The organism is Melioribacter sulfuriphilus, assembly GCF_051488685.1.
In the GTDB taxonomy this organism is placed as follows: domain Bacteria; phylum Bacteroidota; class Ignavibacteria; order Ignavibacteriales; family Melioribacteraceae; genus Melioribacter.
In genome coordinates, this window is record NZ_JBPSEH010000005.1 from 160,505 (window position 1) to 186,923 (window position 26,419).

General features: G+C 37.7%; 19 protein-coding genes. 15 read left to right on the forward strand and 4 right to left on the reverse strand.

Going from position 1 to position 26,419, the window contains the following annotated elements:
* Nucleotides 1-3 precede the first annotated feature (3 nt).
* The 9 genes from ACSSV9_RS08470 to ACSSV9_RS08510 all read left to right on the forward strand — a co-directional run bounded on the left by ACSSV9_RS08470 (nucleotide 4) and on the right by ACSSV9_RS08510 (nucleotide 11,312).
* The gene (locus ACSSV9_RS08470; protein ID WP_437346813.1) at nucleotides 4-1,473 is read left to right on the forward strand and encodes an FAD-binding oxidoreductase; all 1,470 of its coding nucleotides are present in this window, start codon (nucleotides 4-6) and stop codon (nucleotides 1,471-1,473) included.
* Complete coding sequence (locus ACSSV9_RS08475; RefSeq protein WP_437346814.1) at nucleotides 1,454-3,298, forward strand: tetratricopeptide repeat protein; 1,845 nt, start codon at nucleotides 1,454-1,456, stop codon at nucleotides 3,296-3,298. Before ACSSV9_RS08470 ends, ACSSV9_RS08475 begins: the two co-directional genes overlap by 20 nt.
* Nucleotides 3,291-4,544 (forward strand): ATP-dependent Clp protease ATP-binding subunit ClpX, encoded by a 1,254-nt coding sequence (gene clpX, locus ACSSV9_RS08480; protein WP_437346815.1) that lies wholly within the window; start codon nucleotides 3,291-3,293, stop codon nucleotides 4,542-4,544. The genes ACSSV9_RS08475 and clpX overlap by 8 nt, the downstream gene beginning before the upstream one ends.
* A 41-nt stretch (nucleotides 4,545-4,585) precedes the next feature.
* Entirely contained in the window at nucleotides 4,586-5,836 is a 1,251-nt protein-coding gene (locus ACSSV9_RS08485; RefSeq protein ID WP_437346816.1) for an asparagine synthetase B, read from the forward strand.
* Nucleotides 5,837-6,221: 385 nt separating this feature from the next.
* Nucleotides 6,222-6,371 carry a hypothetical protein gene (locus tag ACSSV9_RS08490; RefSeq protein ID WP_437346817.1) on the forward strand — a complete coding sequence of 50 codons (150 nt, stop codon included), beginning with the start codon at nucleotides 6,222-6,224 and terminating at the stop codon, nucleotides 6,369-6,371.
* Nucleotides 6,372-6,377: 6 nt separating this feature from the next.
* Nucleotides 6,378-6,671 carry a hypothetical protein gene (locus ACSSV9_RS08495; RefSeq protein ID WP_437346818.1) on the forward strand — a complete coding sequence of 98 codons (294 nt, stop codon included), beginning with the start codon at nucleotides 6,378-6,380 and terminating at the stop codon, nucleotides 6,669-6,671.
* Nucleotides 6,672-7,407: 736 nt separating this feature from the next.
* The gene (gene pruA / locus ACSSV9_RS08500; RefSeq protein ID WP_437346819.1) at nucleotides 7,408-9,045 is read left to right on the forward strand and encodes an L-glutamate gamma-semialdehyde dehydrogenase; all 1,638 of its coding nucleotides are present in this window, start codon (nucleotides 7,408-7,410) and stop codon (nucleotides 9,043-9,045) included.
* Between the two features lie 190 nt (nucleotides 9,046-9,235).
* Complete coding sequence (locus ACSSV9_RS08505; RefSeq protein ID WP_437346820.1) at nucleotides 9,236-10,075, forward strand: DUF2911 domain-containing protein; 840 nt, start codon at nucleotides 9,236-9,238, stop codon at nucleotides 10,073-10,075.
* A 1-nt stretch (nucleotide 10,076) separates the two neighbouring features.
* On the forward strand, nucleotides 10,077-11,312 hold the full coding sequence (locus tag ACSSV9_RS08510) for a 4-hydroxy-3-methylbut-2-enyl diphosphate reductase (RefSeq protein WP_437346821.1): 1,236 nt from the start codon (nucleotides 10,077-10,079) through the stop codon (nucleotides 11,310-11,312).
* Here ACSSV9_RS08510 and dgt read toward each other — a convergent pair.
* Nucleotides 11,285-12,550, reverse strand: a complete 1,266-nt coding sequence (gene dgt, locus ACSSV9_RS08515; protein WP_437346822.1) for a dGTP triphosphohydrolase — start codon at nucleotides 12,548-12,550, stop codon at nucleotides 11,285-11,287. The two genes, ACSSV9_RS08510 and dgt, sit on opposite strands and share 28 nt — an antisense overlap.
* A 46-nt stretch (nucleotides 12,551-12,596) precedes the next feature.
* Between dgt and ACSSV9_RS08520 the strand changes: the two genes are divergently transcribed.
* Nucleotides 12,597-13,505: a cation diffusion facilitator family transporter gene (locus tag ACSSV9_RS08520; RefSeq protein WP_437346823.1), complete on the forward strand. Its 909-nt coding sequence runs from the start codon at nucleotides 12,597-12,599 to the stop codon at nucleotides 13,503-13,505.
* Here ACSSV9_RS08520 and ACSSV9_RS08525 read toward each other — a convergent pair whose 3' ends face one another.
* On the reverse strand, nucleotides 13,506-13,934 hold the full coding sequence (locus ACSSV9_RS08525; RefSeq protein WP_437346824.1) for a SufE family protein: 429 nt from the start codon (nucleotides 13,932-13,934) through the stop codon (nucleotides 13,506-13,508).
* 217 nt (nucleotides 13,935-14,151) lie between these two features.
* Here ACSSV9_RS08525 and ACSSV9_RS08530 point away from each other — a divergent pair, with 217 nt between their 5' ends.
* The 5 genes from ACSSV9_RS08530 to ACSSV9_RS08550 all read left to right on the forward strand — a co-directional run bounded on the left by ACSSV9_RS08530 (nucleotide 14,152) and on the right by ACSSV9_RS08550 (nucleotide 23,348).
* A complete protein-coding gene (locus ACSSV9_RS08530; RefSeq protein ID WP_437346825.1) occupies nucleotides 14,152-15,396 on the forward strand; it encodes a cation:proton antiporter in 1,245 nt (414 codons plus the stop codon).
* Nucleotides 15,393-19,880, forward strand: a complete 4,488-nt coding sequence (locus tag ACSSV9_RS08535; protein ID WP_437346826.1) for a cation:proton antiporter domain-containing protein — start codon at nucleotides 15,393-15,395, stop codon at nucleotides 19,878-19,880. The genes ACSSV9_RS08530 and ACSSV9_RS08535 overlap by 4 nt, the downstream gene beginning before the upstream one ends.
* 86 nt (nucleotides 19,881-19,966) lie before the next feature.
* Complete coding sequence (locus ACSSV9_RS08540; RefSeq protein WP_437346827.1) at nucleotides 19,967-20,887, forward strand: mechanosensitive ion channel domain-containing protein; 921 nt, start codon at nucleotides 19,967-19,969, stop codon at nucleotides 20,885-20,887.
* On the forward strand, nucleotides 20,884-22,644 hold the full coding sequence (locus ACSSV9_RS08545; protein WP_437346828.1) for a TrkH family potassium uptake protein: 1,761 nt from the start codon (nucleotides 20,884-20,886) through the stop codon (nucleotides 22,642-22,644). The genes ACSSV9_RS08540 and ACSSV9_RS08545 overlap by 4 nt, the downstream gene beginning before the upstream one ends.
* Before the next feature lie 14 nt (nucleotides 22,645-22,658).
* Nucleotides 22,659-23,348, forward strand: a complete 690-nt coding sequence (locus ACSSV9_RS08550) for a potassium channel family protein (protein ID WP_437346829.1) — start codon at nucleotides 22,659-22,661, stop codon at nucleotides 23,346-23,348.
* On the opposite strand, the gene ACSSV9_RS08555 is transcribed toward ACSSV9_RS08550, so the two are convergent.
* The gene (locus tag ACSSV9_RS08555) at nucleotides 23,345-24,721 is read right to left on the reverse strand and encodes a M20/M25/M40 family metallo-hydrolase (protein ID WP_437346830.1); all 1,377 of its coding nucleotides are present in this window, start codon (nucleotides 24,719-24,721) and stop codon (nucleotides 23,345-23,347) included. The genes ACSSV9_RS08550 and ACSSV9_RS08555 overlap by 4 nt on opposite strands.
* A gap of 15 nt (nucleotides 24,722-24,736) precedes the next feature.
* Nucleotides 24,737-26,380, reverse strand: coding sequence for an amidohydrolase (locus ACSSV9_RS08560; protein WP_437346831.1), 1,644 nt, complete (start codon nucleotides 26,378-26,380; stop codon nucleotides 24,737-24,739).
* Nucleotides 26,381-26,419: the final 39 nt, after the last annotated feature.

The window sequence follows — 26,419 nt, forward strand, 5'->3', positions numbered from 1 at the left end:
AATATGATTATCAAATCGAATCATGACGAAATACAAAACTATCTAACAGACGCTTCCAATTATTCGGGTAAATGTGAGGCTGTTTATATACCGGAATCAGAAGAAGAAATAATGGAAATAGTATCCAGATGCAATGTCGAGAAAAAAAGAATTACAGTTGCCGGAAACGGCACGGGATTAACTGGAGGACGAGTTCCCGAAGGGGGCATTGTATTATCGACAGAGAAGTTGAATAAAATACTCGAAATAAATTCGAACGATAAATACGCTGTCGTCCAGCCGTCGGTTATTTTGAGCGAATTCCAGCAGGAAGTTGAAAGCAGGAATTTATTTTATCCGCCCGACCCAACTGAAAGGAACTGTTATATTGGAGGGACGGTTGCAACAAACGCTTCGGGTGCAAGGACTTTCAAATATGGTCCAACCCGATCTTATGTGCTCGGTCTTAAAATTGTTTTGCCCGACGGTAGAAAATTGAGAATTGAAAGGGGTCAATTTATTGCGGATGGATCACACGCCATCATTCCCACAGAAGACGGTTCGATTATTTCATTTGAATTGCCTCGCTACGAGATGCCTGCTACAAAAAACGCCGCCGGCTACTACTGCAAAGAAAAGATGGACTTGATTGATCTCTTTATTGGTTCTGAGGGAACACTAGGAATTATTACAGAAATTAAATTAAAACTAATTGATCTCCCACAAAATATTTTGTCGTGCATAATTTTTTTCAACTCGCAGGAGGATGCACTCGACTTTGTAGAAGAAGCTGTAAGACTTTCAAGATATACAGACGATTCGATTATTTCAGCACGAGGACTCGAATTATTCGACAAATTTACACTAAAATTCCTGCGCAATGACTATACTAATATTCCTGAAAATGCAGAAGCCGCTGTCTGGTTCGAACAGGAAATCGACGGCAATGAAGACGAATTAATTTCTGAATGGATGGAATTGATTTCCAGACATAATGGAATGGAAGAAGATTCATGGATTGCTAACGACAGAAAAGAGATGGATAAATTCAAAGACTTCCGCCACGCTATTGCTCTAAAAGTAAATGATTACATGTCGCAGAGAGGACTCAAAAAAGTTGGCACTGACGTAGCCGTCCCGTTCGAATCGTTCAAGAGATTTTATTTCGATACAATTAAATTGGTATCAGGGGCTGGTCTTAATTACGTTGTTTATGGACACGCTGGCGACTCTCACATTCATTTAAATATGCTTCCGGACAATGCTGAACAGTATAAAACAGCAATTGAAACTTACAGGCAAATTTGTAGCAATGCAGTTAAACTAAAAGGCACAGTCTCGGCCGAGCACGGTATCGGAAAACTGAAACGGGAATATTTTAAACTTATGTACAACGACGATATAATTAAAAAAATGGCATTGATTAAATTGGCTTTCGACACGAATCGCATATTAAACATAGGTAATATTTTTGATGAGAAATATCTTACATAGAGTTCTTTTTATATCTCTAATTATTTTGACTTCAGTTATACAGGGACAGAATGCTGACACTAAATTCAGACTCGCAGAGAATTACGAACAAGCTGGTAACTATGAAAAAGCGGAATCCTTACTGAACGAGTTGATTGAACTGCAGCCATGGAATTATTCATATTTTAATTCTCTCTACAATATCTACATAAAACAAAAGAAATACGACGAAGCCATAAGAATAATAACTAAAAGAATTAAATATTCTCCAAACGACCCGTCTTTATATGGTTTAATGGGCTCCGTCTATTTTATGAAAGAGATGTCCGATTCGGCGTATTTTTACTGGGATAAAGGCATCGAGACAAATCCGACTTCGATTTCCACTTACAGAATAATTGCAAATTATGCTATCGAGAGCAGAGCACTCGACCGTGCCCTTGAATACCTGAAAAAGGGGCGCTACCTATCGAGCGACAAATCGACCTTCACACTCGACCTGGCTAACATTTATTCCCTTACTCTACGTTATAGAGAAGCTACTCTTGAATATTGTTATCTCCTTTCAATAAATCCCGATCAGATTGGACTTGTTAAAACCAAATTCAATTCTTATTCTGGTAACAAGAAAGCTCTCGACGAAATTATTTCAACACTGGAATCTTACTATAAAGAAAACACACAACCAATTTATCTCGATTTGATCTCCTTCTGCAATATGTTAAATGGCAATTATGATCTGGCATTGAAATACACAATCGAATACGAAAAGAAGGTAAACAGCAACGGCGCTTCGATCTATTCCATGTCCCAAAGCGCATTAAGAAGCAAAGCTTACGATGCGGCACTGAGAGGTTACAAATATATTATCGATAACTACCCGGCTTCGAATCTCGTTCCACTTGCCAAAATATCTTATGTCGAAACTCTCAGAGCACGCCTTAACGACAGTTTAGAAAGTGACGACTGGCAGTACGCGGAAAAATTCGATACGACAGAATACAAACGACTGTCGGAAGAATATAAAAAGATTGCAGAGGCATATCCCAACAGCAATATTTATATACAGGCTCTCTATTCGAGAGCAGAAATTGAATTTGAGAACCTTAATAATTACCAGCTTGCAGATTCGATATTTGCCATAATAAATTTACGCGCGCCAGGAACTGAATATTCGGCTAAATCTTTCATAAAGCGGGGTTTAATTGCAATTAATTCTGATAATCTTGAACAAACCAAAACTTTTTTCGATAATATATTGTTGAATTACAAACTGACTGCGGACTTAAAAGCCGAAGCTTTTTTCCGGAAAGCTAAAATCGATTTCTGGCAGAATAACTTTGAATCTGCCCTGTCGAATCTGAAATCTGCTTCCGGCGATCTCTCGTCTGCTTTTGCAAACGACGCTATTGAACTGTCGGCTTTGATTTCCGCATTAAAACGCGATTCTTTAAACCTTGCTATTTATGCTAAAAGTGATTTATTTGCATTTCAAAAAAAGTATGAAGAGGCAGCAACTTTATTAAAGAGTTTAATTGATCGCGATAATTTATTTATACTAAAGGACTTTGCATTATACAAACTTGCTGAAATTAATATTTATACTAAAAGCTATCATAAGGCCTTAGAAAATTTGAAGGAATTATTCGATAAATCGGAAAGCGGGATACTAAAGGATAAAGCTCTTTTACTTATGGCACAAATTTATCAATACGGTTTGAAAGACGAGACGAGAGCCGCCGAATTATATAAAAATTTTCTTGAGAAATATCCCGATTCATTATATCTTGAAACAGCAATACAAAATTTAAATCATATACAAACAAAAAAAGGCAAAAATGGCTAACAAAAGAGAACCCAAAACAATTAGATGTTCGTTCTGCGGTAGAGACGGAAGCGAAGTATCAAGTATGGTTGCCGGTCCCGATGTCTATATTTGCGATATCTGCATTAAAACCAGCGTCGAAATACTGAAAAACAATCTTTCTAATTTCAACAAGAAAGAGACAGTAAATCTTTCAATTACTCCAGAGGTGATTAAAAAGAATCTCGACGAATATGTAATTGACCAGGAAAAAGCTAAAAAGATCTTAGCCGTTGCAGTTTATAATCACTATAAAAGAATAAATGCGCCAACATCTTTTTTCGATGTTGACGATGTTGAAATCGAAAAGAGCAATATATTGTTAATTGGGCCGACTGGTGTTGGAAAAACGCTTCTGGCACAGACATTAGCCAGAATACTCGACGTCCCATTTGCAATTGCCGACGCTACCACGCTTACTGAAGCCGGTTACGTGGGAGACGATGTCGAAACCGTACTGGTCCGACTGCTCCAGGCAGCCGACTATAATCTTGAAAAAGCTCAAAAGGGAATCGTTTATATCGACGAAATCGACAAGATTGCGCGTAAAAGCGAGAACGTCTCGATCACACGCGATGTTTCAGGCGAAGGCGTTCAGCAAGCTCTCCTCAAAATCCTCGAAGGGACAATTGCAGGAGTTCCGCCAAGAGGCGGAAGAAAACACCCCGAACAGAGTCTTATTAACGTAAATACAAAAAATATTCTTTTTATCTGCGGCGGTGCTTTCGAAGGCATCGAAAATATCATTGCCTCGAGAATTAACAGAAACGCAATCGGATTTGATACAAATATCGAGAGCAATGAAGAGCTCGACAGAGATAATCTTGTAGAAAAAGTTCAACCCGAAGACCTGATTAAATATGGAATGATACCCGAACTTGTGGGAAGAATTCCAATTATTGCCCCGCTCCACGCCTTGAACGCCCAGGCTCTGAAGAACATTTTAACCGAGCCGAAGAACGCTATCATTAAACAATACCAGAAGCTTTTCGCACTCGAAGGTGTGGAATTAGAATTCGACCCGCTTGCCCTCGAAGCAATTGTGAACAAAGCTCTCGAACGAAAAACTGGTGCAAGAGGTTTGCGTTCTATTGTTGAAGCTATTTTACTCGACGTCATGTACGAATTGCCCAGTCTGGACAACGTCGACAAATGTCTTATTACCGAAGACACAGTTCTCAAGGGTGAAAAACCAATTTACATTGAATCCGATAGAAAAACTGCTTAGATTTCACGGGGCTGTTCATTGAACAGCCTCTCTTTTATAAAATGAAAAAGCTGCTATTAACTTTTATCATCTCGCTTCAAATTTCAGCACAGCCGAAAATCTTAATTTACATGGACAATACACAGACCGATCATCTGAAAGCATATGGCGTTGCATTTAATGCTCTCGAACAGGGTTACAAGGGTGACTGGCTCTTAAATTACAGGGGCGGTTCGTTCATGTTCGATTACAGCGAGGAACTGGCATTGCGATGTAGATTGAAAGGAGTAGCATTTGAAAAAATTTCATCACAAGACGCCGTTTCAATTTATGCGTTTGTTCAAAGCCCCGAACAAAATATGGATGTGGTACGACTCGAAAAAGCACCGAAAATTGCAGTCTATGTTCCTCCCAACTTCAAGCCATGGGACGATGCTGTTACACTGGCACTCGACTATGCTGAAGTGCCTTACGATAAAATCTGGGTTGCAGAAATACTTGGAGGTGCACTCGACAAATATGACTGGTTGCATCTGCACCACGAAGATTTCACAGGTCAGTACGGCAAATTCTACGCCTCGTTTAGTAATGCGCCATGGTATATCGAACAACAGAGGCTTTACGAATCGGAAGCCCAAAAACTCGGCTTTAAAAAAGTATCAGACATGGAAAAAGCCGTCGTTCTCGAGATCCGTAATTATATAGCGCGCGGAGGTTTTTTGTTTGCCATGTGCTCAGCCACCGATTCATACGACATAGCACTTTCGGCACTCCATGTCGATATTGTTGACAGGATTTACGACGGTGACCCAGCCGATCCGGACGCTCAAAACAAAATCGATTTCTCAGAAACTCTGGCTTTCGAAAATTTCAAACTCGAAATGAATCCATTAATTTATGAGTATAGCGATATCGACATTCAACCTGCTGAAGTGGGACCAGAGCAAAACGATTATTTTACACTCTTCGAATTCTCTGCCAAACACGACCCCGTTCCGACCATGCTAACTCAAAATCACGCAAATGTAATTCACGGCTTTATGGGACAAACCACAATGTTTCGAAAAAATTTGATTAAAAAATCGGTCTACATTTTAGCCGAACGCGAAGGTACCGACCAGGTCAAATATATTCATGGAAATTACGGCAGAGGAACTTTTACTTTTTACGGAGGCCACGATCCCGAGGACTACCAGCACGCCGTAGGCGACCCACCGACAGATTTGAATTTTCACAAAAATTCGCCAGGTTACCGCCTGATTCTCAACAACATTCTCTTCCCGGCAGCTAAAAAGAAAAAACAGAAAACGTAAATACCACCGATCACGATTCTTTTAACTAATGAAATTTTTTCCCTGTCAATTTAAGAATTATCATTTTTCAGATAATTAAAAATTCTTTTTAACATTTTTATCAAAATCAAAATTTCAATTTACTTTTATTTAATCCTTGAAATTACTATCAAGTTGCATTACATTTAATGTAAATATTTCAAAGCCATTTGAAATTAGTAATATTTAACGAGGGCCCACCTAAAATTAATTTTTACTGAATCTCCCAAAAGACATTTTTATTCGAGTGCACGCAATACATTAAACACAAAAAGAGAGATAAGTAGGCTGATTATTAATTTATCGATAAGTTAGATAGCTACTATTTTTTTTGTAAAAATCGTCAACTAAACAAAAGGAGAAAAAGATGAAAACCTTTTGGGGAATAATTCTTTCATTATTATTAACTTCATTCGTATCGGCTCAAAGCGACACAGTAAATTCTCGCTATGCATTGACATTCGGCATTGCGGATAATTTTACTCTAACTAAATTTAATATGGATATTGCTTTTTAAAAAATATTGAGAAACTCAGACCAACTAAGATTTTTTATTTCTCCACACCTCAATAAAAGCAATTCAGATTCCGATCAAGAAAATTCCAGCCAAACCGAATCGGATAACTCAGAATACATAATTGGCATCGGAACAGATTATTTATGGAATCTGCTCCAGGAGGCCGATTTTATGATGTATGGAGGAAGCGGAGTTAGTTTTATATTTATCAGCGGCAACAATGAATATAATAGTTCTAACATAGCTTCTACTGCTCAAGTAAAAAAAGAAGAGAGCCTGACAAGTTTTAAAACAGGTTAAAGAGGTATCTTAGGAGTAGAATGGTCAGTTAGCAAAAATATTGGTATACACTCCGAATATGTATTGAGCTTAAATTATACATGGGACAAGAATGAAACAAAATCTTCAACTAATGGTAATCAAGAGCCAACCGTAATCAATAAGCAGAATAGGCTATTAATTAATACTGTTGTTTTATTCGGCATCAGCATTTATTTGTAAAAAAATAATTAAAAAACCAATAAACAAAATATTTATTTGAATTACACCTTAGTCAAAATTTGCTGGTCTATCATGCTCAGAAGAGTTAAGGAGTAGTATTTTATACTTTCTAAATTTTTCCTCAGTCGATTTTTTACGTGCGCTTAAAAAGCCGGGTTTCGAGGGCATCTCTTTTTTCGATATACAAACAGCAGGGCTTTTATATTCTCTTCTGTTTCAAACTCTGATGAAAAATTCTAACTTTCTTTGATATAAAAGAGGAAAATCAACTTCAAAGACAGTTGCCTTAGACAAGTTTCACAGCCAGCTAAAAATTTTGTCTTGCATTGTTATTTTATATTTTTTTCATCGGTGTAAAACTGAATAGGATTAATCAAATAATTAAAATGAAAGAAATCGGTCACTAATTATTCTCTGAGCAAGACTGATTAGTCTTCTAATTCTTCTCTTTCAGTCGATTCCAGTTTTTAATTATTATAATTTTTCTAATTTTATATCATAAATAAAATAATCCTTACACAAAAAAAGGGATGTTATGGCAAATGCAAAATTCAGCATACCGGTACCACCCAATGAACCGGTAAAAAGTTATGCTCCGGGCACCCCGGAACGTGAAGCATTAAAAAAGCAACTCAGTTTAATGGCTCGGCAGACAATCGAAATTCCGTTAATAATCGGCGGTAAGGAAATTAAAACCGGTGATACCGCCAGCTCCGTTTGTCCACACGACCACAAAACAGTACTGGCTAAATACCATAAAGCCGGAGAAAAAGAGATTCAAATGGCAATCGAATCCTCGATGATGGCTCATAAAGTCTGGTCGAGAATGGAATGGCACGATAGGATTGCTGTTTTTTTGAAAGCTGCCGACCTTCTCTCGTTAACAGAGTGGCGTTATATTCTTAATGCCGCCACAATGCTCGGCCAGAGCAAGAACGTATTTCAGGCTGAAATTGACTCAGCAGCTGAACTGGCGGATTTCTTCCGATTCAACGCTTACTATGCAATGAAAATTTACGAAGACCAGCCGCTCCATTCGCCTCCCGGCATGTGGAATCGAATGGAATATCGTCCTCTGGAAGGTTTTATATTTGCAGTTGCACCTTTCAATTTTACATCGATCTGCGGTAATCTTCCGACTTCGTCTGCATTGATGGGAAACGTTGCTCTTCTTAAGCCAGCATCAAGCTCGGTCTATTCTGCATACTGGATTATGAAACTTCTGGAAGCAGCAGGATTGCCAGAAGGTGTTATCAATTTTATACCAGGCTCTGGCTCAAAGGTCGGTAAAATTGTTATGGATTCGCCTGACTTCGGTGGCATTCACTTTACAGGTAGCACACCTACGTTTCAATCAATGTGGAGAACTGCAGCGAATAATCTATCAAAATATAAATCATACCCTCGTATCGTGGGAGAAACTGGCGGAAAGGATTTCGTATTTGCTCATGCCAGTGCGGATCAAAAAGCTCTGGGCACAGCTCTAATTAGAGGCGCTTTTGAATATCAGGGTCAAAAATGTTCTGCAGCTTCGAGAGCTTACATACCAAAATCGATCTGGAATTCATTGAAAGAATTTATGATCGACGAGCTTAAAACTGTACGAATGGGAGACGTACAGGACTTTACAAACTTTATGAATGCAGTTATAGATAAAAATGCTTTCGATTCGATTACAGGTTATATCGAATATGCCAAACATTCAAACGAGGCCGAAATCATCTTTGGTGGAAATTATGACGATTCAGTTGGATATTTCATCGAGCCGACAGTTATATTGACCACAAATCCGAAATTCAAAACGATGGAAGAAGAAATATTCGGTCCTGTTCTGACAATCTACGTTTACGACGACAATAAATACGAAGAGACTCTCCATCTTTGTGACGAGACTTCGCCTTACTCGTTAACGGGCTCAATTTTCGCTCAGGACAGGAAAGCAATCGAACTTGCAGACAAAATTCTCACAAACGCAGCTGGCAATTTCTACATCAACGACAAACCGACGGGTGCAGTTGTAGGTCAACAACCCTTCGGCGGGGCAAGAGCCAGCGGCACAAACGATAAAGCCGGCAGTTACCTCAATCTTCTCAGATGGGTTTCGGCAAGAACAATTAAAGAAAATTTCATTCCACCAAAAGATTACAGATATCCTTTCATGCAAGATAAATAATATTTTTACTGGGCTGCCATTCGGCAGCCTCTTTTTATTTCTGCAGTTCAATTCTTCATTAACTTCTTCTTAAAAAGAAATTTTATCAACCAGCGAAGGTATGTTTACGTGAGAACTTAATTGTTTCGCTGTTTGTTTTATTTTACGAAACTTTATTATTATTGAAACCATTTTTAGGAAAGGTTATACGATGAAAAAGTTATTATCAATAATAATTTTAGTCACAAGCGTTATAAATGGACAATTAGAACTGCCACGTTTGAGTCCGAAAGCCGAAGTTTATCAACGCCTTGGCTATACTGACATTTCAATCGAATATTCGCGTCCTGGAGTTAAAGGGAGAAAAATCTGGGATGGTCTGGTACCCTACGGCAAAGTATGGCGCACGGGCGCAAATGAATCGACGAGAATTAAATTCACAACCGACGTTATTATAAATGGTCAAACGGTCCCGGCCGGCATTTATTCACTATTTACAATTCCAGAAAAAGACGAATGGACAATCATTTTGAATAAGAAACTGGGTTGGGGACTCGATTACAAACCGGAAGAAGATTTAATGAGATTCAAAGTTAAGCCAGAAAGGACCGAGTTTACCGAACGTCTTCTTTTTCTTTTTCCTGTAATTTCCGATTCAATCTGTACGGTCGAAATGCGGTGGGAAAATCTCAAAATTTCATTCGACATTTCGGTTAAACTAAACGAAGAAGTTTATAAACGCATCAAAGAAGCTCTGGCAAAAGCAGATTCAGACGACTGGCAGGTTTACCTCGAAGCCGCACGTTACGCTGCCGAAAACGGTGTATTCCTCAACGAAGCTGAAATATGGACTGAAAAAGCCCTTTCAATTACAAAAAATTTCTACACTTATCTGATTAAAGCCAAACTCCTTTATCGACAGGGAAAATATTCCGAAGCTCTCTTCACCCTTGAACAGTGCAGAGAAGCCGGAAGAAACAACGACGACTATCCAGGCTACATTTATGAAGTTGACCTCCTTGAAAAAAGAATTCGTGAAAAGCTGAATTAAGATGAAAAAATTCGATATACCCGATTTTTATAGAAGTCCAATTATTTCAGCAATAAAAGAGAGCCGTAAAAAATCTGACCCTCTAAAAAAAGATTTTTCTCCTACGCGTCTGGATTTCGGAAAATTAACATTGTTGATCGCGCGGCATTTTGGTTTCTGTTACGGTGTTGAAAACGCCATCGAAATTGCATATAAAACTGTAAGGTCGAACCCCGGCAAAAGAATTTTTCTGCTCAGCGAGATGATACACAATCCACATGTCAATGAAGATTTAAGAAGCAATGGCGTAAATTTTATAATGGACAGTCACGGCAATCAATTTGTGCCATGGGAAGAAATAACAAGCAATGATATTGTAATTATTCCTGCATTCGGAACCACAATTGAAACCGAGAACCTGCTCAAAAGCAAGAACATCGATACAGTTGCATACAATACAACCTGTCCTTTTGTACAAAAAGTCTGGAACCGTTCTGCTTCACTCGGAAGTAAAGGTTACACAATTGTCATTCACGGTAAATATTATCATGAAGAAACAAGGGCCACTTTTTCGCACACCTCTATCAATTCACCATCGATCATAGTACGCGACATTAAAGAAGCAGGTGTTCTTTCAGAATTCATTCTGGGAATCAGAAGCCAAAAAGAATTTTATGAATATTTCAAAGGGAAACTTACACCAGGTTTTCGATTTCCAGAGGACCTGGAAAAAATTGGAGTGGTCAATCAAACTACAATGTTAGCCGAAGAAACTGAGGAAATTGCAAATCTCCTTAAGAATACCATGCTAAAAAAATATGGAGAAGAAAATCTAAAAGAACATTTTGCCGATACACGCGACACTCTTTGTTATGCCACAAACGACAATCAATCGGCAACATACGAACTCACAAAGCAAAGTGCAGATGCGGCTATTGTAGTAGGAGGATACAATAGTTCAAATACATCTCATCTGGTCGAAATTCTCTCTTCTAAATTCCCTACTTATTTTATTTCCGACCCAGGTAAAATAATTTCAAAAGAAGAAATTGTTTACTACGACCTCAATCAAAAAAAAGAAGTGAAGAAAAAAAACTATTTGCCTTCTGACAAACCTCCTATAATAGCTATCACGAGCGGAGCGTCGTGTCCCGACTCGCTGGTTGAGGAAGTGATTAGCAAACTGATTTCTTTTTATGATGTGGAGTTCACACCCGAAATATTGAACAATCAAACAAGATCTGTAAGCGAACTGTAGTCAGGGTCAAAAAGTCTTCTGTATATTCTCATTGCATACGAATCGGTGGCTCCGGCTAAGTAGTCGCACACCATTCGTGCCCTCCGTTTTTTTACGGACTCCGACCGTATAATTCTGTCGTTAAAATCCGGAAGCAATTTACTGGCTGAAGATTCTAAGATATAATTTTCTTCGAGTAAATTGAACACTTTTTCGATCATCGAATTCCCCTTGAATTCGATTTGATGAAGCGTGGGCGAACGAAACACAAGTTCGACGGAAATTTTTTTATAAATCTCCACCCGCTTTTTAATCTCTTCCGGAACAATCAATTCAAACATATATCTGTTGGTATGTTTATCCATGAAAGTATTTCTTCTTCTAACCGAGCATGCTACGATGAATTCGCCAATTTGTGCCCCGAATTTTTGCTTGTAACTGTCCTCTTTTATCCAGTCGATAATATCATCAACTATTTTTTCTTCATCGCATCTACTGCAGTTGTTTTGTTTCCATTTAGAAAGTTTAGCTATGTTAATAAAACCGCCTGAAATACTATCGACCAAGTCGTTGACGGCGTAGGCTGTGTCGTCCGCCCAATCCATAATCTGGCATTCGATACTGCGGAAATTATTTAAAAAATTGACGTCGTTTTTATGCGAATCATATTCGCCTTCCCAGATAAAATTTATATAGTTTTCCTGCTCGTCGTAGAGAAAACGGTTTTCTGGTTTATTGAAATTACTGAAAAGGGCTTTATATTTTAAAATGCCGTCGAGGAATGCGCGCGTTGGATTCATGCCGCGATAACCAGTTCCGTCGCGGTAAAAAATTTCCGTTACCAATCGTAAAGTTTGAGCATTCCCTTCAAAACCGCCGTAGCTGTGCATCAATTTATTTAATATCCTTTCGCCTGCGTGACCGAAAGGAGGATGACCGAGGTCGTGAGCCAGACAAATTGCTTCGACCAGATCGGAGTCGATGTGAAATTCTTCGTTGAAAAATTCTTTTTGAGAAGTAGATAAATAATTACAAATTGACCTGCCGATCTGTGCTACCTCAATTGAATGCGTTAAGCGAGTTCTGTAAAAATCGTATTCACCAGGCAAAAACACCTGCGTCTTGCCCTGCAATCTTCTGAATTCAGAAGAATGAATTATTCGGTCCCTATCAATTTGAAACGGTGTCCGGTAGTCATTTGAACGTTCACTTTCTTTCAGACGTTGCATATCGAAAGGTGTGTAAAATTTGTTTTTCATTTTCTCTATTCTGATTTTTGTACTTAAAAATAATAAATAATTGTAATTGGGACACAATCACTCACATAACGACATACTGACCGCTACAAAAGGAAGATTAATTTTTGTTATCCTTCTTAATCTCATAATTACTGTTACTGAAGTAATTGGAGGGTTGATATCGGGAAGTTTGGCTTTGATTTCAGATGCGCTTCACAATTTTTCCGACAGCGTTTCGATTGTAATCAGTTACATTGCTCTGAAATTAAAGTACCGTTTAAATTCACCGCGTCACACTTTCGGCTTAAAGCGCGCAGAAATTTTAGCGGCTGTAATTAATTCTGCAGTGCTTATCGTAATTTCGCTCTATCTTTTTTACGAAGCAGCTAAAAGATTTGTTGTCCCGACCGTAATTGAAACGGAAATAATGGGTATTGTTGCACTTGTGGGACTCGTAGCTAATTTGCTGGCCGTTCTACTCCTTAGAAAAGATTCTAAATCGAGTATTAACATCAGGTCTTCGTATCTCCATTTACTTAGCGATACAATTTCGTCTGTGGCTGTGCTTGGCGGTAGCATAGCCATTAAACTCTGGCAAGCTCACTGGATTGACCCGCTTCTGACAATCCTCATTGGCATTTATATTATAAAAGAAAGTATTTCAATACTACTCGAAGCAATTCATGTATTGATGGAAGGTGCGCCTGGGAATATTTCAATAGAAGAAATTCAGAGCGAAGTAGAAAAATTTGCGGAAGTTGAAAACATCCACCATATCCATATGTGGATGGTAGGTGAAAATGACATTCATCTGGAAGCGCATGTAAATGTTCACGACATGAAGATAAGCGAAAGCGACCTCTTGAGAAAAAAAATAATCGAACAGCTACACAACAAATTCGACATACACCACATTACACTACAGTTTGAGTGTAATCAGTGCCCTGAATCTGGCCTCATTGAACAACATCGATAATTACTTCTTAGCAATCAGTGTTTTAAAAGCGACGGCATACATTTGAATCTGTTTCATCATCGCTGCCAATCCGTTTTTTCGTGTAGGCGATAGATGTTTGTCGATTCCAATTTGTTTTAAGAATTCCGGTGGGTTCGACAATATTTCATCCGGCGTATGGCCTGAATAAACTGCCAAGAGTAAAGCAATCAGTCCTTTTACAATTGCTGCGTCGCTGTCAGCTTCAAAATAAATTTTGCCGTCCTTTAACTCGGCTTTTATCCAGACCTGCGACTGGCATCCGTCGAGTTTATATTTATCTATTTTTAATTCTTCATGCATTTGTGGCAATTGCCGACCCAGTTCAATCAAATGTTTATAGCGCTCCTCCCAGTCAGTATATTGTTCAAACTCTTCAACCAATTTTTTCTGCTTTTCTTCTATTGTCATGGTAATTGTTTTTTTTAGTGCTAATATATAAAAATCTGTTCAGCTATATCATAAAAATTCGGGCTCTTTGACATTAAGCATAAATCTACAATCATTAAATAACAGCGTATTTATCTATTCTCTGTCATACAACTATGTATTGAAAACGTTTTATTCAGAAAAAACAACTTTTTTCGTTAAATTAAAGAGTGATTTTTTGAAATAATATTATAAGGCTATGTCGCCTCTCTTTATTTTTTTGATAGTTCTTGTTGTGGGATTCTTAGGTGCAAATCTGTTCAGAGATAAACTGTTAACAAAAGTTTCTCTGCCGGCGGGACTGGAATATATATTACTTGGAATACTTTTAGGTCCTTCGTTTTCTAACTGGTTGAATGGAAACTTTGCTTTTAATATCCCCCAACTGGTTGACGATAATATGCTGCGACAGATGGCGCCCGGAATTGCGGCGGCAACTGGAATTATAGGACTTGTATACGGACTTCGCTTCAAAGTGAGTGATTTTCAGAATGCCGATTCAGAACACATTCGCGTAACTATTTTCGATGTATTAACTACGGTATTGGTTATAGGTGGAATTTCTTTTGCAGTTTTCCATTTTTATCTTTTTCCTGATTCAAAGTTCGAAGATACACTGGCAGCAGCTGCAGCACTTGGACTGATGGGTTCTGTTTCCTCTAACTCCCTGATCAAATCAATTAAAAATCGTTATCAATTAACCGGTAAAATTTCTTCGGCGCTCGACGTTTCTACAAAAATTAATCTGGACATTAATATATTCCTTTTCGGTCTTCTTTTTGGAATAGTTCATATCGGTTCTACAAACACATTTATTAAATCGCCAATTGAATGGATTGTAACGAGTATAGTGCTGGCTTTATTAATCGGTATTCTACTGAATATTTTTCTTGGAAGAGAGGAAGATGAAAACAAATTTTTTGTCGCCATAATTGGTACGATAGTATTTACAAGTGGAATCGGCTATTTCATCAATATATCACCTCTCTTTATGAATTTCATTCTTGGTTTTATACTAGCAAATTTTTCTAAAATAGCCGGTAAGATAGAAAAACCAGTCACAAAATTAAGTGAGCCAGTCGGTATTCTTGTGGTTATTATGGCTGGCTTTAATTGGATTCCTGTGCCGTTGATACTCTTTGTTGTAGCAACTGCGGCATTTATATTTATTCGCTTCTTTTCCAAGGGATTTGCAGGATATCTGGCTTACGTTTCGTCATTCGAAAAGGATAAACTGGTGCCAAATATCGGACTCGGCTTGTTACCTCAGGATATAATTGTCTGTGCAATGGTCGTCGATTTTATAAATGTATATCAGAATGAATTCACAAATCTGGTCGTAAGCTGTATATTAACGTCCATGATTTTCTTTGGTTTGATTAGTTACAGGTTGTCCAAGCGGTTATTAGTCGATGCCGGCGAAATTAGAGGAGCGGCAAAATGATCCCTGTCCTGAGAAGAATTATAGTTATTTCGATTCTCTTTTCGATTTTTTTATTTGTCGAAACAATCCAGGTTGAATCGACCGGCATTATAAATCCAAAGACACTCGCTGTACTTGGCTTTTTAATTATTGCCTCGTTTGCTCTCGGTGAAATTTTTGCCCTTATAAAATTGCCTCGTGTTATCGGTTATCTTTTAATTGGAATTATTTTTGGTCCTTATTCGCATTTTATTTTCGATACAAAAATCCTTCAGATTTTTAACAATCAGGTGATTCATGATATAAGTCTGGTTAATAATGTAACCCTTGCGTTAATTGCTCTTACCGCTGGACTCGAATTAAAAATAAATGCTATTAAATCGTTTTTAAAATCTTCATTGCTCATACTTCTATTCAAAACAATTACAATTTTCGTGTTGATTACCGGCACGGTTTATTTCCTATCGCCATTCGTACCATTTTTAGCAGGTGAAAACTGGACATTAAAATTAGCTTCGGGATTGATACTATCGGTAATTGCGCTTGGCACGTCAATAGAGCTAACACTTGTGGTTGCAAACGAATTAAAAGCCAGAGGTAGATTCGTCGATTTAATTTTGAGTACGGCTATCTTAAAAGATATTCTCGTAATATTACTACTTGCAATCGTACTAACTATTTCGGCGTCATTACTCTCGATATCAGGCGGTGCAGAATCGCCATTTATTACTTTAGGAAAGGAACTTCTTTTCTCGCTTCTATTTGGCGGAGTTCTTGGTGCTGCTGGCTTTCTCTACATGAAGTATATTAACCGCGAATTACTTTTGTTTATAGTTGCATTCGTCGTATTCGGCAGTGAAATTGCATCGATGCTCCATCTGGAAATGCTCGTCACGTTTGTAACGGCAGGTTTTATTATTCAAAATTTCAGTCAGTACGGCGAACAAATTCACAAACCGCTCGGAAAAATTTCATTGCCAATATTTATTACCTTCTTTACTATCGCAGGAGCTTCTCTAAATCTTTTTTCTGTTTCTGAAGCCATTGTAATTGGAATTATTATCGTACTGGTCAGAGCACTCGCCTTCTATCTTTCGATCACATTTGCAACCAAAGCTACGCGTGAACCGCTTGAAATAACAAAATTCAGCTGGATGGGATTTCTTTCGATTGGTGGATTGATGCTCGGACTGGCCATAATTATTAGTCAAAAATTACCAGGCCTGGGAAACGAACTAAAAAATTTGATTACATCAGTTGTGGCGCTCAATATTTTTATTGGACCTGTCCTATTTAAAATCGGAATAACAAAAGCAAAATCATTTTCTCAGGCAGAGGAGATCCAGCCTGCAGAATTACAGGTAGAAAAAATTGAAAAGGATATAAAACCAATAAAAGTTAAAGCCAGATTCAGAGAACCTGACTTAAAACACGAGGAACTCAATAAATCACTCTATAATATTTTAATTAAGGTAAATAATATCCTTTCGGAATTCGATAAAAAGTTTATTCAGTCACGGGGCGAGGAATCACTCGAACTCCTTGTTAGTTTAACTGAGAAATATTCGGATGAATACCAGTCACTCAAAAAACTGTTAAGCGACACAGCAATCACGCATTCTAAGATACGAATGGAGATTTTGAAGGTTAAAAAGAATCTTTCTGAATGGCTAATTGCACTCTGCGAGGAAAGAAAGAAAACTGAAAAAAGAATTCTCAATCTCGAACCTTTAATCAGGGATCTGTTTTATGCTTTCATCGATCTGACAGACGGTTTAAAATACGAATACCTTGCGGACCTCGAAGAGGAAAAATACATATCGTCGCCTGAAGATGGCACTCTACTCAAACTGAGAAAATTTCTACTTCGCTCGAAGCTACACGTCAATCGATTATTCAACAAAGATTATAAACTCAAAAGAAGGATAAAATACCGCAACCTGACCAAGTATTATCTCGTTGGCGAATCCTCGCAGGAAATTCTCGAGTCGGTCAATCTTGTAGGAATAGAGAGACTTACGACCCTGAAAATTTTGAGAACATTTTATAAACAAACCAACGAAGAACTCGATCAATTGCTCGAGACGGCATTAAATGAAAAAGACAACGTTGCTCTGCCGATGATTCTAATCGAAAAGCTCGACGAAATTCACCAGCAGATGACTTCTTCAATAACGGTCTACACAAACGAAATAAACGCTACGGTTGAAGAAATTGGAAGACGACTTTTTTATGCAGTTGCCAACCCTTTTAATAAACTGATTGATACACTTCATATAGCTGGAACGTATGAATTTAACGAAAGACAATACCGATTTTCGAAAGTATTCGAAAAGAGCGAAAACGCAAAAGAACTGGCTCTTCTGTCGATTCGCTACTGGACTATCTATTATGCTGGAATTATCGGACTTTTCCAGAAAGAAGCTTATATCGACAAATTGAAAGTCGACATTGACGTTACACTCGCTGAATCGCTTATTAGTGTATCGGAGGAAATCAACAAAGACATACGCGAAACAAATGCCCAGCTTCAGAAGGAATTAAAAATCTTTCGCAAGAAATTAGCCGAAATCGATTCACTCAGTAACGAAGAACTCGAACAACTATTTCACGAAGAAAAATTATCCCATTTTATCAATGTAATTCAAAAGCAACTAAAAATATTAAAAGAAGTAAGCGAAGGGAAAAAAATCGATTTTCTCTTCGACCATTTTATAAGCCGTTTCAAAAATATAGCAGCTTCACTGCCTGAAACCGTCGAACTTCTCGAAGAAGCTGACCTGGTACTCGAAGAGAGAATACCAAAACTTCAATCGCTAAAATCCGTTCCGATACGATCTATTGCAAATACAATTCTCCACAACAAACTTTCTGTAGACATCGGCGAAATCAACGAATTGATGGTCAATCAATTTTCTCTTATAACAGAAGAAGTTAAAAATTATCTACTTATTATTAACTTCCACTTCGATACTGCAATACACGAATTAGAGAAACCAGAATCGGACAGACAACTGGCAGTCAATCTGGCTAATTCTTTTTATGAAAAGATGTCCTTCCGTATAGATGAAGTTAATAAGATTATCGACCGCATTGAAACGGATATCAACAAACGCCTTACCGAGAGAGTCTCCGCAAGTCTTGAATCAATTAACGATTTGATAATGAAAAAATCTTACGGGGACATTAAGTCATACCTGACCAAAGCTGAACAAAAAGGAAAGTTGCTCAAAACATATAATCAAATAAGAGACGAACTGAAACATTTAATTAGAAAATACAGAGTAATCATAAAACGGAATTACAATCTTTATTTCAGATATGTAATTAACGATCTGCTTGTAAAATACAACATTGTTAAAATTGAGAGAGGCGATAGCGATTCTGAAACGTTGTTTAACAAATCTAAAATTGAGAAACTTCCTTTTATCTACAAAAAGCTTTTCGATGGAACTCCGATTGATACATACAATCTTTTTGTTGGACTCGACCAGGTTGAAAAGACGATTAAATACATTATTGAAAGACACAAGAAAAATGAAAAGTCTTCACTTTTGATTGCCGGCGAAACTGGCAGCGGCAAATCGAGTTTGTTAAATTTTATTATTAATAACTACTTAAAAACACACAACATCGTACGCTACGAATTCACTTACACAGTAACCGAAGAACGCGAACTATTGCGTATTTTGTGCAGAGAATTGGGCTACAATCACACTTATTCTTTGAATGAACTCGTATTCCTTTTAAATGATAAAAGCAACAAAAGAGTAATTGTGCTCGAGAGTTTAAACGAATTATACCTGCGTAAAATTTCAGGTTACGATGCATTGAACGCATTGCGCTACCTCATAAATTCTACTTCGGAAAACACTCTGTGGATCTGTACTTCCGATAAATACAGCTGGGAATTTATAAGAGATAATTTTGAATACACGCGTGTATTTGAAAAAGAGATAATGGTTAATGAACTTCACAAAAGAGAATTACGTACAATTATAACGACAAGGCACAATGCAACTGGTTATAACCTTGTATTTAAGCCAACGGAATTATACAAATTCAAGTCAAAATTCGTAAGACCAAAATCGATAGAAGCCGAGCAAAAAAAATTAGCTTCGCTTTATTTTAATAGACTCGAAGATTTTTCCGAAGGCAACATTATTGCAGCTATGTTTTTCTGGCTGGTTTCCATCGAAGAAATCAAAGACAATAGAGTGTTCATTAAAGTACCCAGAAAAATTGAATCCAGACTTCTCGAAAAACTTGAAGATATTTATTTGCTTACCCTATTCAATATTGTCCTTCACGGCACTTTAACTTATGAAGAACACTCGGCTCTTTTTAACTTATCTTTAAGCAACTCGAAAGAAATACTCGACTATCTTTACACGAAAAATTTAATAGATAAGCACGAATGGAGTATTGGCTCTGCACACTTTTTTATAAACCGTTTCTTCTTCAAATTAATCGAAAGAGAATTAAAAAAGAGAAATATCATTTAGTGAAAACGAAATATTATATAACCATTTTAACTTTGCTGTTGGCGGGCAAGGTCCTATCGCAGGACAGCCTGCAGATGCGGGACACAATGAGCGTATTAAAACCAGCCCCATCCATTCACGATACGCTATTGAGCCCGGCACCCATTTCAAATATCGAGGAGGCTAAAGATTCTGCTGTCATCATAAAAAATTCGGTCCGTGCAACACCTGATACAAAGAAACATATTTCAACTCCAATTCGTCAGTCCCGGCGGGCACTCGATATCTTCAAATCGGTGGATTTTATAACATTACTTGAAGCCCTGTTTCTGATATTTATTGCCTTTGTAATTTTCCGCCTGCTGAACAGAAGCAGCAAATCTACTTTGGCTCGACGATTACCACTCTTTTCGACACATTTAGTTCCTGCATTGAAAGCAATAACTATAATATTGATAGCATATTTAGTTATTAATCTAATTTTTGACATGTCGAAAGAAATCCTTCTGGGATTATTAATAATTGTTATAATTACAATGGCTCTTGCTTCGGTGCCTGTAATTAAGAACCTTATAGGAGGTTTTATTTTGACATACAATCCTCCGTTCGGGAAAGGAGATATAATACACGTTCAGGAATATACAGGAAAAGTAGTCGAAGTAAATTTGAGACATACTACAATTGTTACTGACAACGGTTCGAATGTATCGCTGCCAAATTCCATTTTTTTGAGCAAGCCGGTAGAAAATATAAACATCGGGAATCGGGAACAGAAAATCACAATAAATATTGATTTACCTTCATCGATGGAACATGACCGAATTATAAAAATTCTGAAAGAAGCAGCTCTTTCTAACCCTTATTTATATACTCGAAAAAAAGTGGAAGTATTCCTGAAAAAATCAGACGCTCTCGATAACACTAACACCTATGAAGTAAATTTTTATATTTTTGATAGGCAATTTTACGATGAGTCGTTAAATCATTTTAATCAAACTGTGGCAAACAAAATTAAATCTGTTAATTGAAAAAAGAATTACGCGAAAATATTGCCCGTTTTTCCAAAATAATTGTAATCATTTCGAGTCTGCTCGGGATAGCTTCGATAATTGTAGAATATGGCTTTCAGATAAAAAGCAGCGAAGCTGGCACTCTCCATTTTATCACAATTGGAGTTATCATTGTATTCATTATCTATCACATTCTGCAATTGTATATTTCTGAAAACAAAGCCCTCCATTTAAAAACACACAAATTTGAAATAATAATAATCTCCCTCATTTTACTGGAAGGATTATTATCGTTTTTCAATTTAAGTCTTGTCGAAAGAATTGGGACAGCATTAAAGCTTAAGAACATAACTTATTTATATATTGTATTTGCACAGATATTTATAGTCGTAGGGATTATATCGGGAACTTTGAGGTACAATATCAAATTACTTCAGTCTAAAATTCATCCTTCGCGACTTTTCATATTCAGCTTTTTGTTTACGATAATAGTGGGAACATTTGCATTAATGCTACCTGCGTCAACCGTCGAAGGCAAAATCACTTTTGTCGATGCACTTTTTACATCGACAAGCGCCGTTTGCGTTACAGGTTTAGTTACACTGGACACCGCTACTTATTTTACCACCTTCGGTAAATTAACAATTATGGCTCTCTTCCAGATCGGTGGACTTGGATTGATGACTTTTACCACATTTTTTGCCATATTTTTATCAGGTGGTCTCGGTATTAAAGAAAGGATATTGCTCCACGATTTGCTTGAAGAAGAAAATATAGGAGCAATAACAAGAGTATTAACTTATTTGCTTTCAATTACTTTTATCATCGAAGCTATTGGCACCTCTGTATTGTTCTACAGTTGTAGAAACTCTTTTAGCAGCATTAACGACGCGCTTTTTATATCTATTTTCCATTCAATATCGGCTTTTTGTAATGCTGGATTTTCCCTCTTTTCAATGAATTTAATGGACCCTGCAGTACGTTACAATCACTTATTTACAACAACAATCACAATTTTGATTATACTCGGCGGTTTGGGGTTTCCCACCATCATTTCACTTTTGAGACTCAAAAACATTACAAGTAAGATGGGGAAATTATCGATAAAGCTGCCGCTACAAACACGAATCGTAATCTTCAGCACAGTCTTACTAATTATTTTTGGAGCCGTTTCGTTTTATTTTTTGGAGCAACATAATACTTTGAGAAACTTAAATTTATTCGAAAAAATTAACGCATCTTATTTTCAATCGGTAACAGCTCGAACAGCGGGATTTAATACAATTGACTTCGGATTAATCACAACTCCAACAGCTGTTTTGTTTCTTCTATTGATGTTTATCGGAGCTTCGCCAGGTGGTACGGGTGGCGGCGTTAAAACCACAACGTTTGCGCTTTTATTTTATGGTTCGATTGCAATTCTCAAAAATAAAAAAGAAGTTTCCATTTACAACCGCGCAATCCCGAATGAAGTTATTATAAAGGCGTTAATAAAAGCAGGCCTATCGATTTTTTTCATTACATTCGGTATTTTTCTTTTGACCATAACAGAACGCGCCGACTTAACAAAGGTTGCTTTCGAAGCATTTAGCGCTTTTGGTACAGTGGGATTATCGATGGGATTGACACCAGAATTAACGTGGGGAGGAAAGATAATAATCGTTCTACTTATGTTTATCGGCAGAGTTGGTCCACTGGCTTTCCTCTATACATTTATGACCGGCACCAAAGAAGATTATTACGAATTGCCTCATGAGAACATTTCAATACTTTAATTAAAGGTATGGATATGAACAAGAAATTTGCAGTTATCGGTCTGGGCGATTTTGGATTAAGTGTAGCCCTTTCACTGGCAGAAAAGGGCGCGGAGGTAATTGCTATCGACCGCGACATGGAAATTATTGAAGATATTAAGGACAAAGTTACATATGCCGTTAGAATGGATTCAACCGACGAAAAGGCTTTAAGGTCGCTCGGTGTCGATAAAGTGGATGCAGTAATTATTTCGATGGGCACAAACTTCGAGGACACAATTCTTACCTCCGTTTTATTACTTCAAATGAAAGTTAAAAAAGTTATTGCAAGAGCTACTTCCAAGATACACGAAAAGATTTTGACTAAACTTGGAGTCGATCAGGTAATTTCACCCGATTTCGAGATTGCAAATAAAGTTGCAAACACTTTAATAAGTGACGATATACTGGACTTTATTTCTTTGGGAGAAGAATATAGCATCTTCCAGATACGCGCCCCAAAAGCATTTATTGGCAAGTCGCTTCAAGAAATCGACCTGCGAATTCGTTACAATCTGAATTTAATTACAATCAAAAGAGAGTATAAAGTAAAAGATGAAACGACCGGCGAAGAACTGACGAAACAACGAATTTACGGCGTTCCAACTTCTACAACAATCGTTGAAGAAAACGACATTCTTGTTCTCTTCGGTAAAGAAAAAGATGTCAAAAAAGTTATCGACTAAAAATCGGGCACGGGAAAAACTGGCAAACTCTCGTGTCCTTCCTCGTCTACCGATTGAACTGCAAATAAATAATTATCTTTTGAGTAAGGTAATTCAATACTATTAGACTCGACGTAAATCTTCTTTTCCCATAATGGCATGTAAGTTTCCCGCATCAGAACGTAGTAACCAGAAGGTTTTTTGCCTGTAGGATTATCCCATGTAAGTATTGTTGTGTTAGATAACTTTTTAACGTCGACTCTTACATTTTCGGGCTGAGGCGGAGCTAGTGCCAGGTTGGCTATAACGGCGCAATTAACTGCCGTTATTTTTCGTGCATATTCAAAGTCGATGAATTCAGGTAAATCGCCATATTGAATTCCATTTTCTTCCCTTACATACTCGTGCTGATGAAAATAATTTTCGTTCATTTCACAAAAACGAACAGCGGCAAAGCCATGTCGATTAAACGGAGTATGATCTCCACCCCTTAAAAATCGGTCGCGCCTGAAAATTAATTTCACGTTTATTTGGTCCACGTATCTTTCACCTACTTCCTTTATATACCTTGCAAGCTGGCGAGAAATTCCGTCGTAATCAGAGCCGGACAATATACGAATTCTTTTTTCTTCATCCGATTCAACTGCCGGTATACTTTCACTAAAAACTCTTACGTTAATATTATCTTTCAATTTTGTTTGACTCGAAAGTGTATTACCGATCATATCGTTATTGAGCATTGCAATCAAACGATATTTACCTTCTGCCTGGAGTGATTTAATTTTTTCGGCAAGGTGATTTGAACCATATAAACCCTGTTCTTCGCCCGTAAAAGCGACAAACATTATAGTAGCCGGAAATTTTGTCGACGACATTACTCGCGCAAGTTCCAGAACGGCGGCTACACCGGACAAATCATCGTTTGCGCCTGGCGCATATGAGGTACTATCCATAATATCGGCTACTCGCGAATCCAGATGCGCGCCAACTATTATCAAGCGCCTGTCGTTAACATCATATCCTTTCAAAGTACCAATAACATTCATCAAATTAACCTTGCGGTCTATTCTTATGCCGTCTGGTTTGACCTCGAAAAAATCGAGCTCTGAAATTAGTCTTCCATCTGAATTAATTGAGAATTGCTCGAACTTACTTTTAACCCACCTTGCCGCTGCGCCAATTCCTTCCTTCTCGTCAGTACGACTGCTGAGCGAATGACGCGTCTTAAATTCAGTCAATTTCACTACGTACGACTTCAAACTGTCTGCAGATATTTTATTTATCATCTTAATTATCGAACTATCCCGTTTTATAGCCAATTGTCCTTCAGCTGTTGAAAACGTAAACAGCGCAAGTAGTACCTGCAAAATTATCAAACTATAGACTTTTCTCATCTTTGCCTCCCGGCTTTACTTTTTATATACAATTTTTCCGCCGACAATCGTGTAAAGAACTTTCGTATTAAGAATCTCTTCTTCCGGACACTTGATCAAATTATTTGATAAAACTACAATATCGGCAAGTTTTCCTTCCTGGAGTGAGCCTTTTAAATTTTCTTCGAATGCAGCATAGGCCCCATTTATGGTATATGATTTAATTGCTTCTTCGCGTGTCATTTTTTGATTGGTATAAAATCCAATGCCGTCTTTATTTTTCCTTGTGACTGCTGCGTAAAAAGAAGCTATAGGATCAATCCTTTCAACCGGGGCATCCGTGCCATTACAAATAAGGGTACCATTATCGAGCAGACTTCGCCATACATAAGCACCTGAAGTTGCTCGTTCGTTTCCGAGTCGTTCAGTAACAAACGGTGCATCCGAAGTGCAATGAATTGTTTGCATTGCCGCTATTACATTCAAGATAGCAAAACGTTTAATGTCGTGCGGATTGAGGTGTTGTGCATGTTCAATTCGCCATCTCATATTCATGAATTCTTCATATTGGCTGGCATACTTCTCATATAAATTAAGCACTTCCCTGTTGCCTCTGTCTCCTATTGCATGGATGCAAATTTGAAAACCATTTTCCGCAGCAAGTCTGCAATAGTCATCGAGAGTTTTAATGGGTGTAACGTTCGAACCAAAGTTATCCGGAAGATCTGAATACGGTTCGAGTAGCCATGCTCCGCGTGACCCGAGCGCACCGTCAATATACTGTTTTATGGCTCGTACTGTTAACCGATTTTCTCCGTAGCCTATAAGTTTATAATCTCTCAATTTACCTTTCAATTTTTCGAGTGTATCGTATATCATTACATAAAGGCGAAGTTTTATAGAATTCGAATCGACCATATTTTTAATAATTTCTATCGTCTCCAGAGTTTCTCCGGCATCGTGCAAAGTGGTCACGCCATTTTTAAGACAGTGCTCAGAAGCAAGTTTAATTTTTTTGATTGTAATCTCATCGAGTTCATTTTGAGTTCTGTTGTTAAGATATTTTTCATATTCATTTCTTATAATACTTTCAGCATTTTCTTCGAAGACGCCTATTGGATTGCCTTTAGAATCGCGCACAATTCTGCCGCCGGATGGATTGGAAATAATTGTATCGACGTGCGCTAATTCCATAGCTTTTGCGTTTGCAAAGACTGCATGCCCGCTGGCGTGTATCAGCATTACAGGATTATAAGGAACCGCCTTGCTAAGATCCGTATGAACTGGATAACCTTCAACTTCTGGTTCGGGCTTCGGATCGAATTTTTCCTGATGCCAGCCGCGCCCTATTATCCACTCGCCCGGTCGCATTTCATCTGCTTTTTTTGCAACCGCTGCTATAATTTCGTCCCAATTCTTTGCATCCCTTAAGTCGATATCTAATAAACTTTCTCCTATTCCTACCAGATGAGCATGACTGTCGATAAATCCAGGCATTACAAATTTACCGTTCAAATCAATTACGACGGTCGAATCTCCAATATATTTCTTAATCTCATCATTCGAACCGACTTTATAAATTCTGTCCCCTTTAATTGCTATAGCTTCAGCCCATGGCAATGAATCGTTAACCGTATAAATTTCGCCGTTTAACATTACTAAGTCACATCTTTCGTTCATTCTATTCTCCCCGCAACCGAAGTTAATTAACAGTTTAAT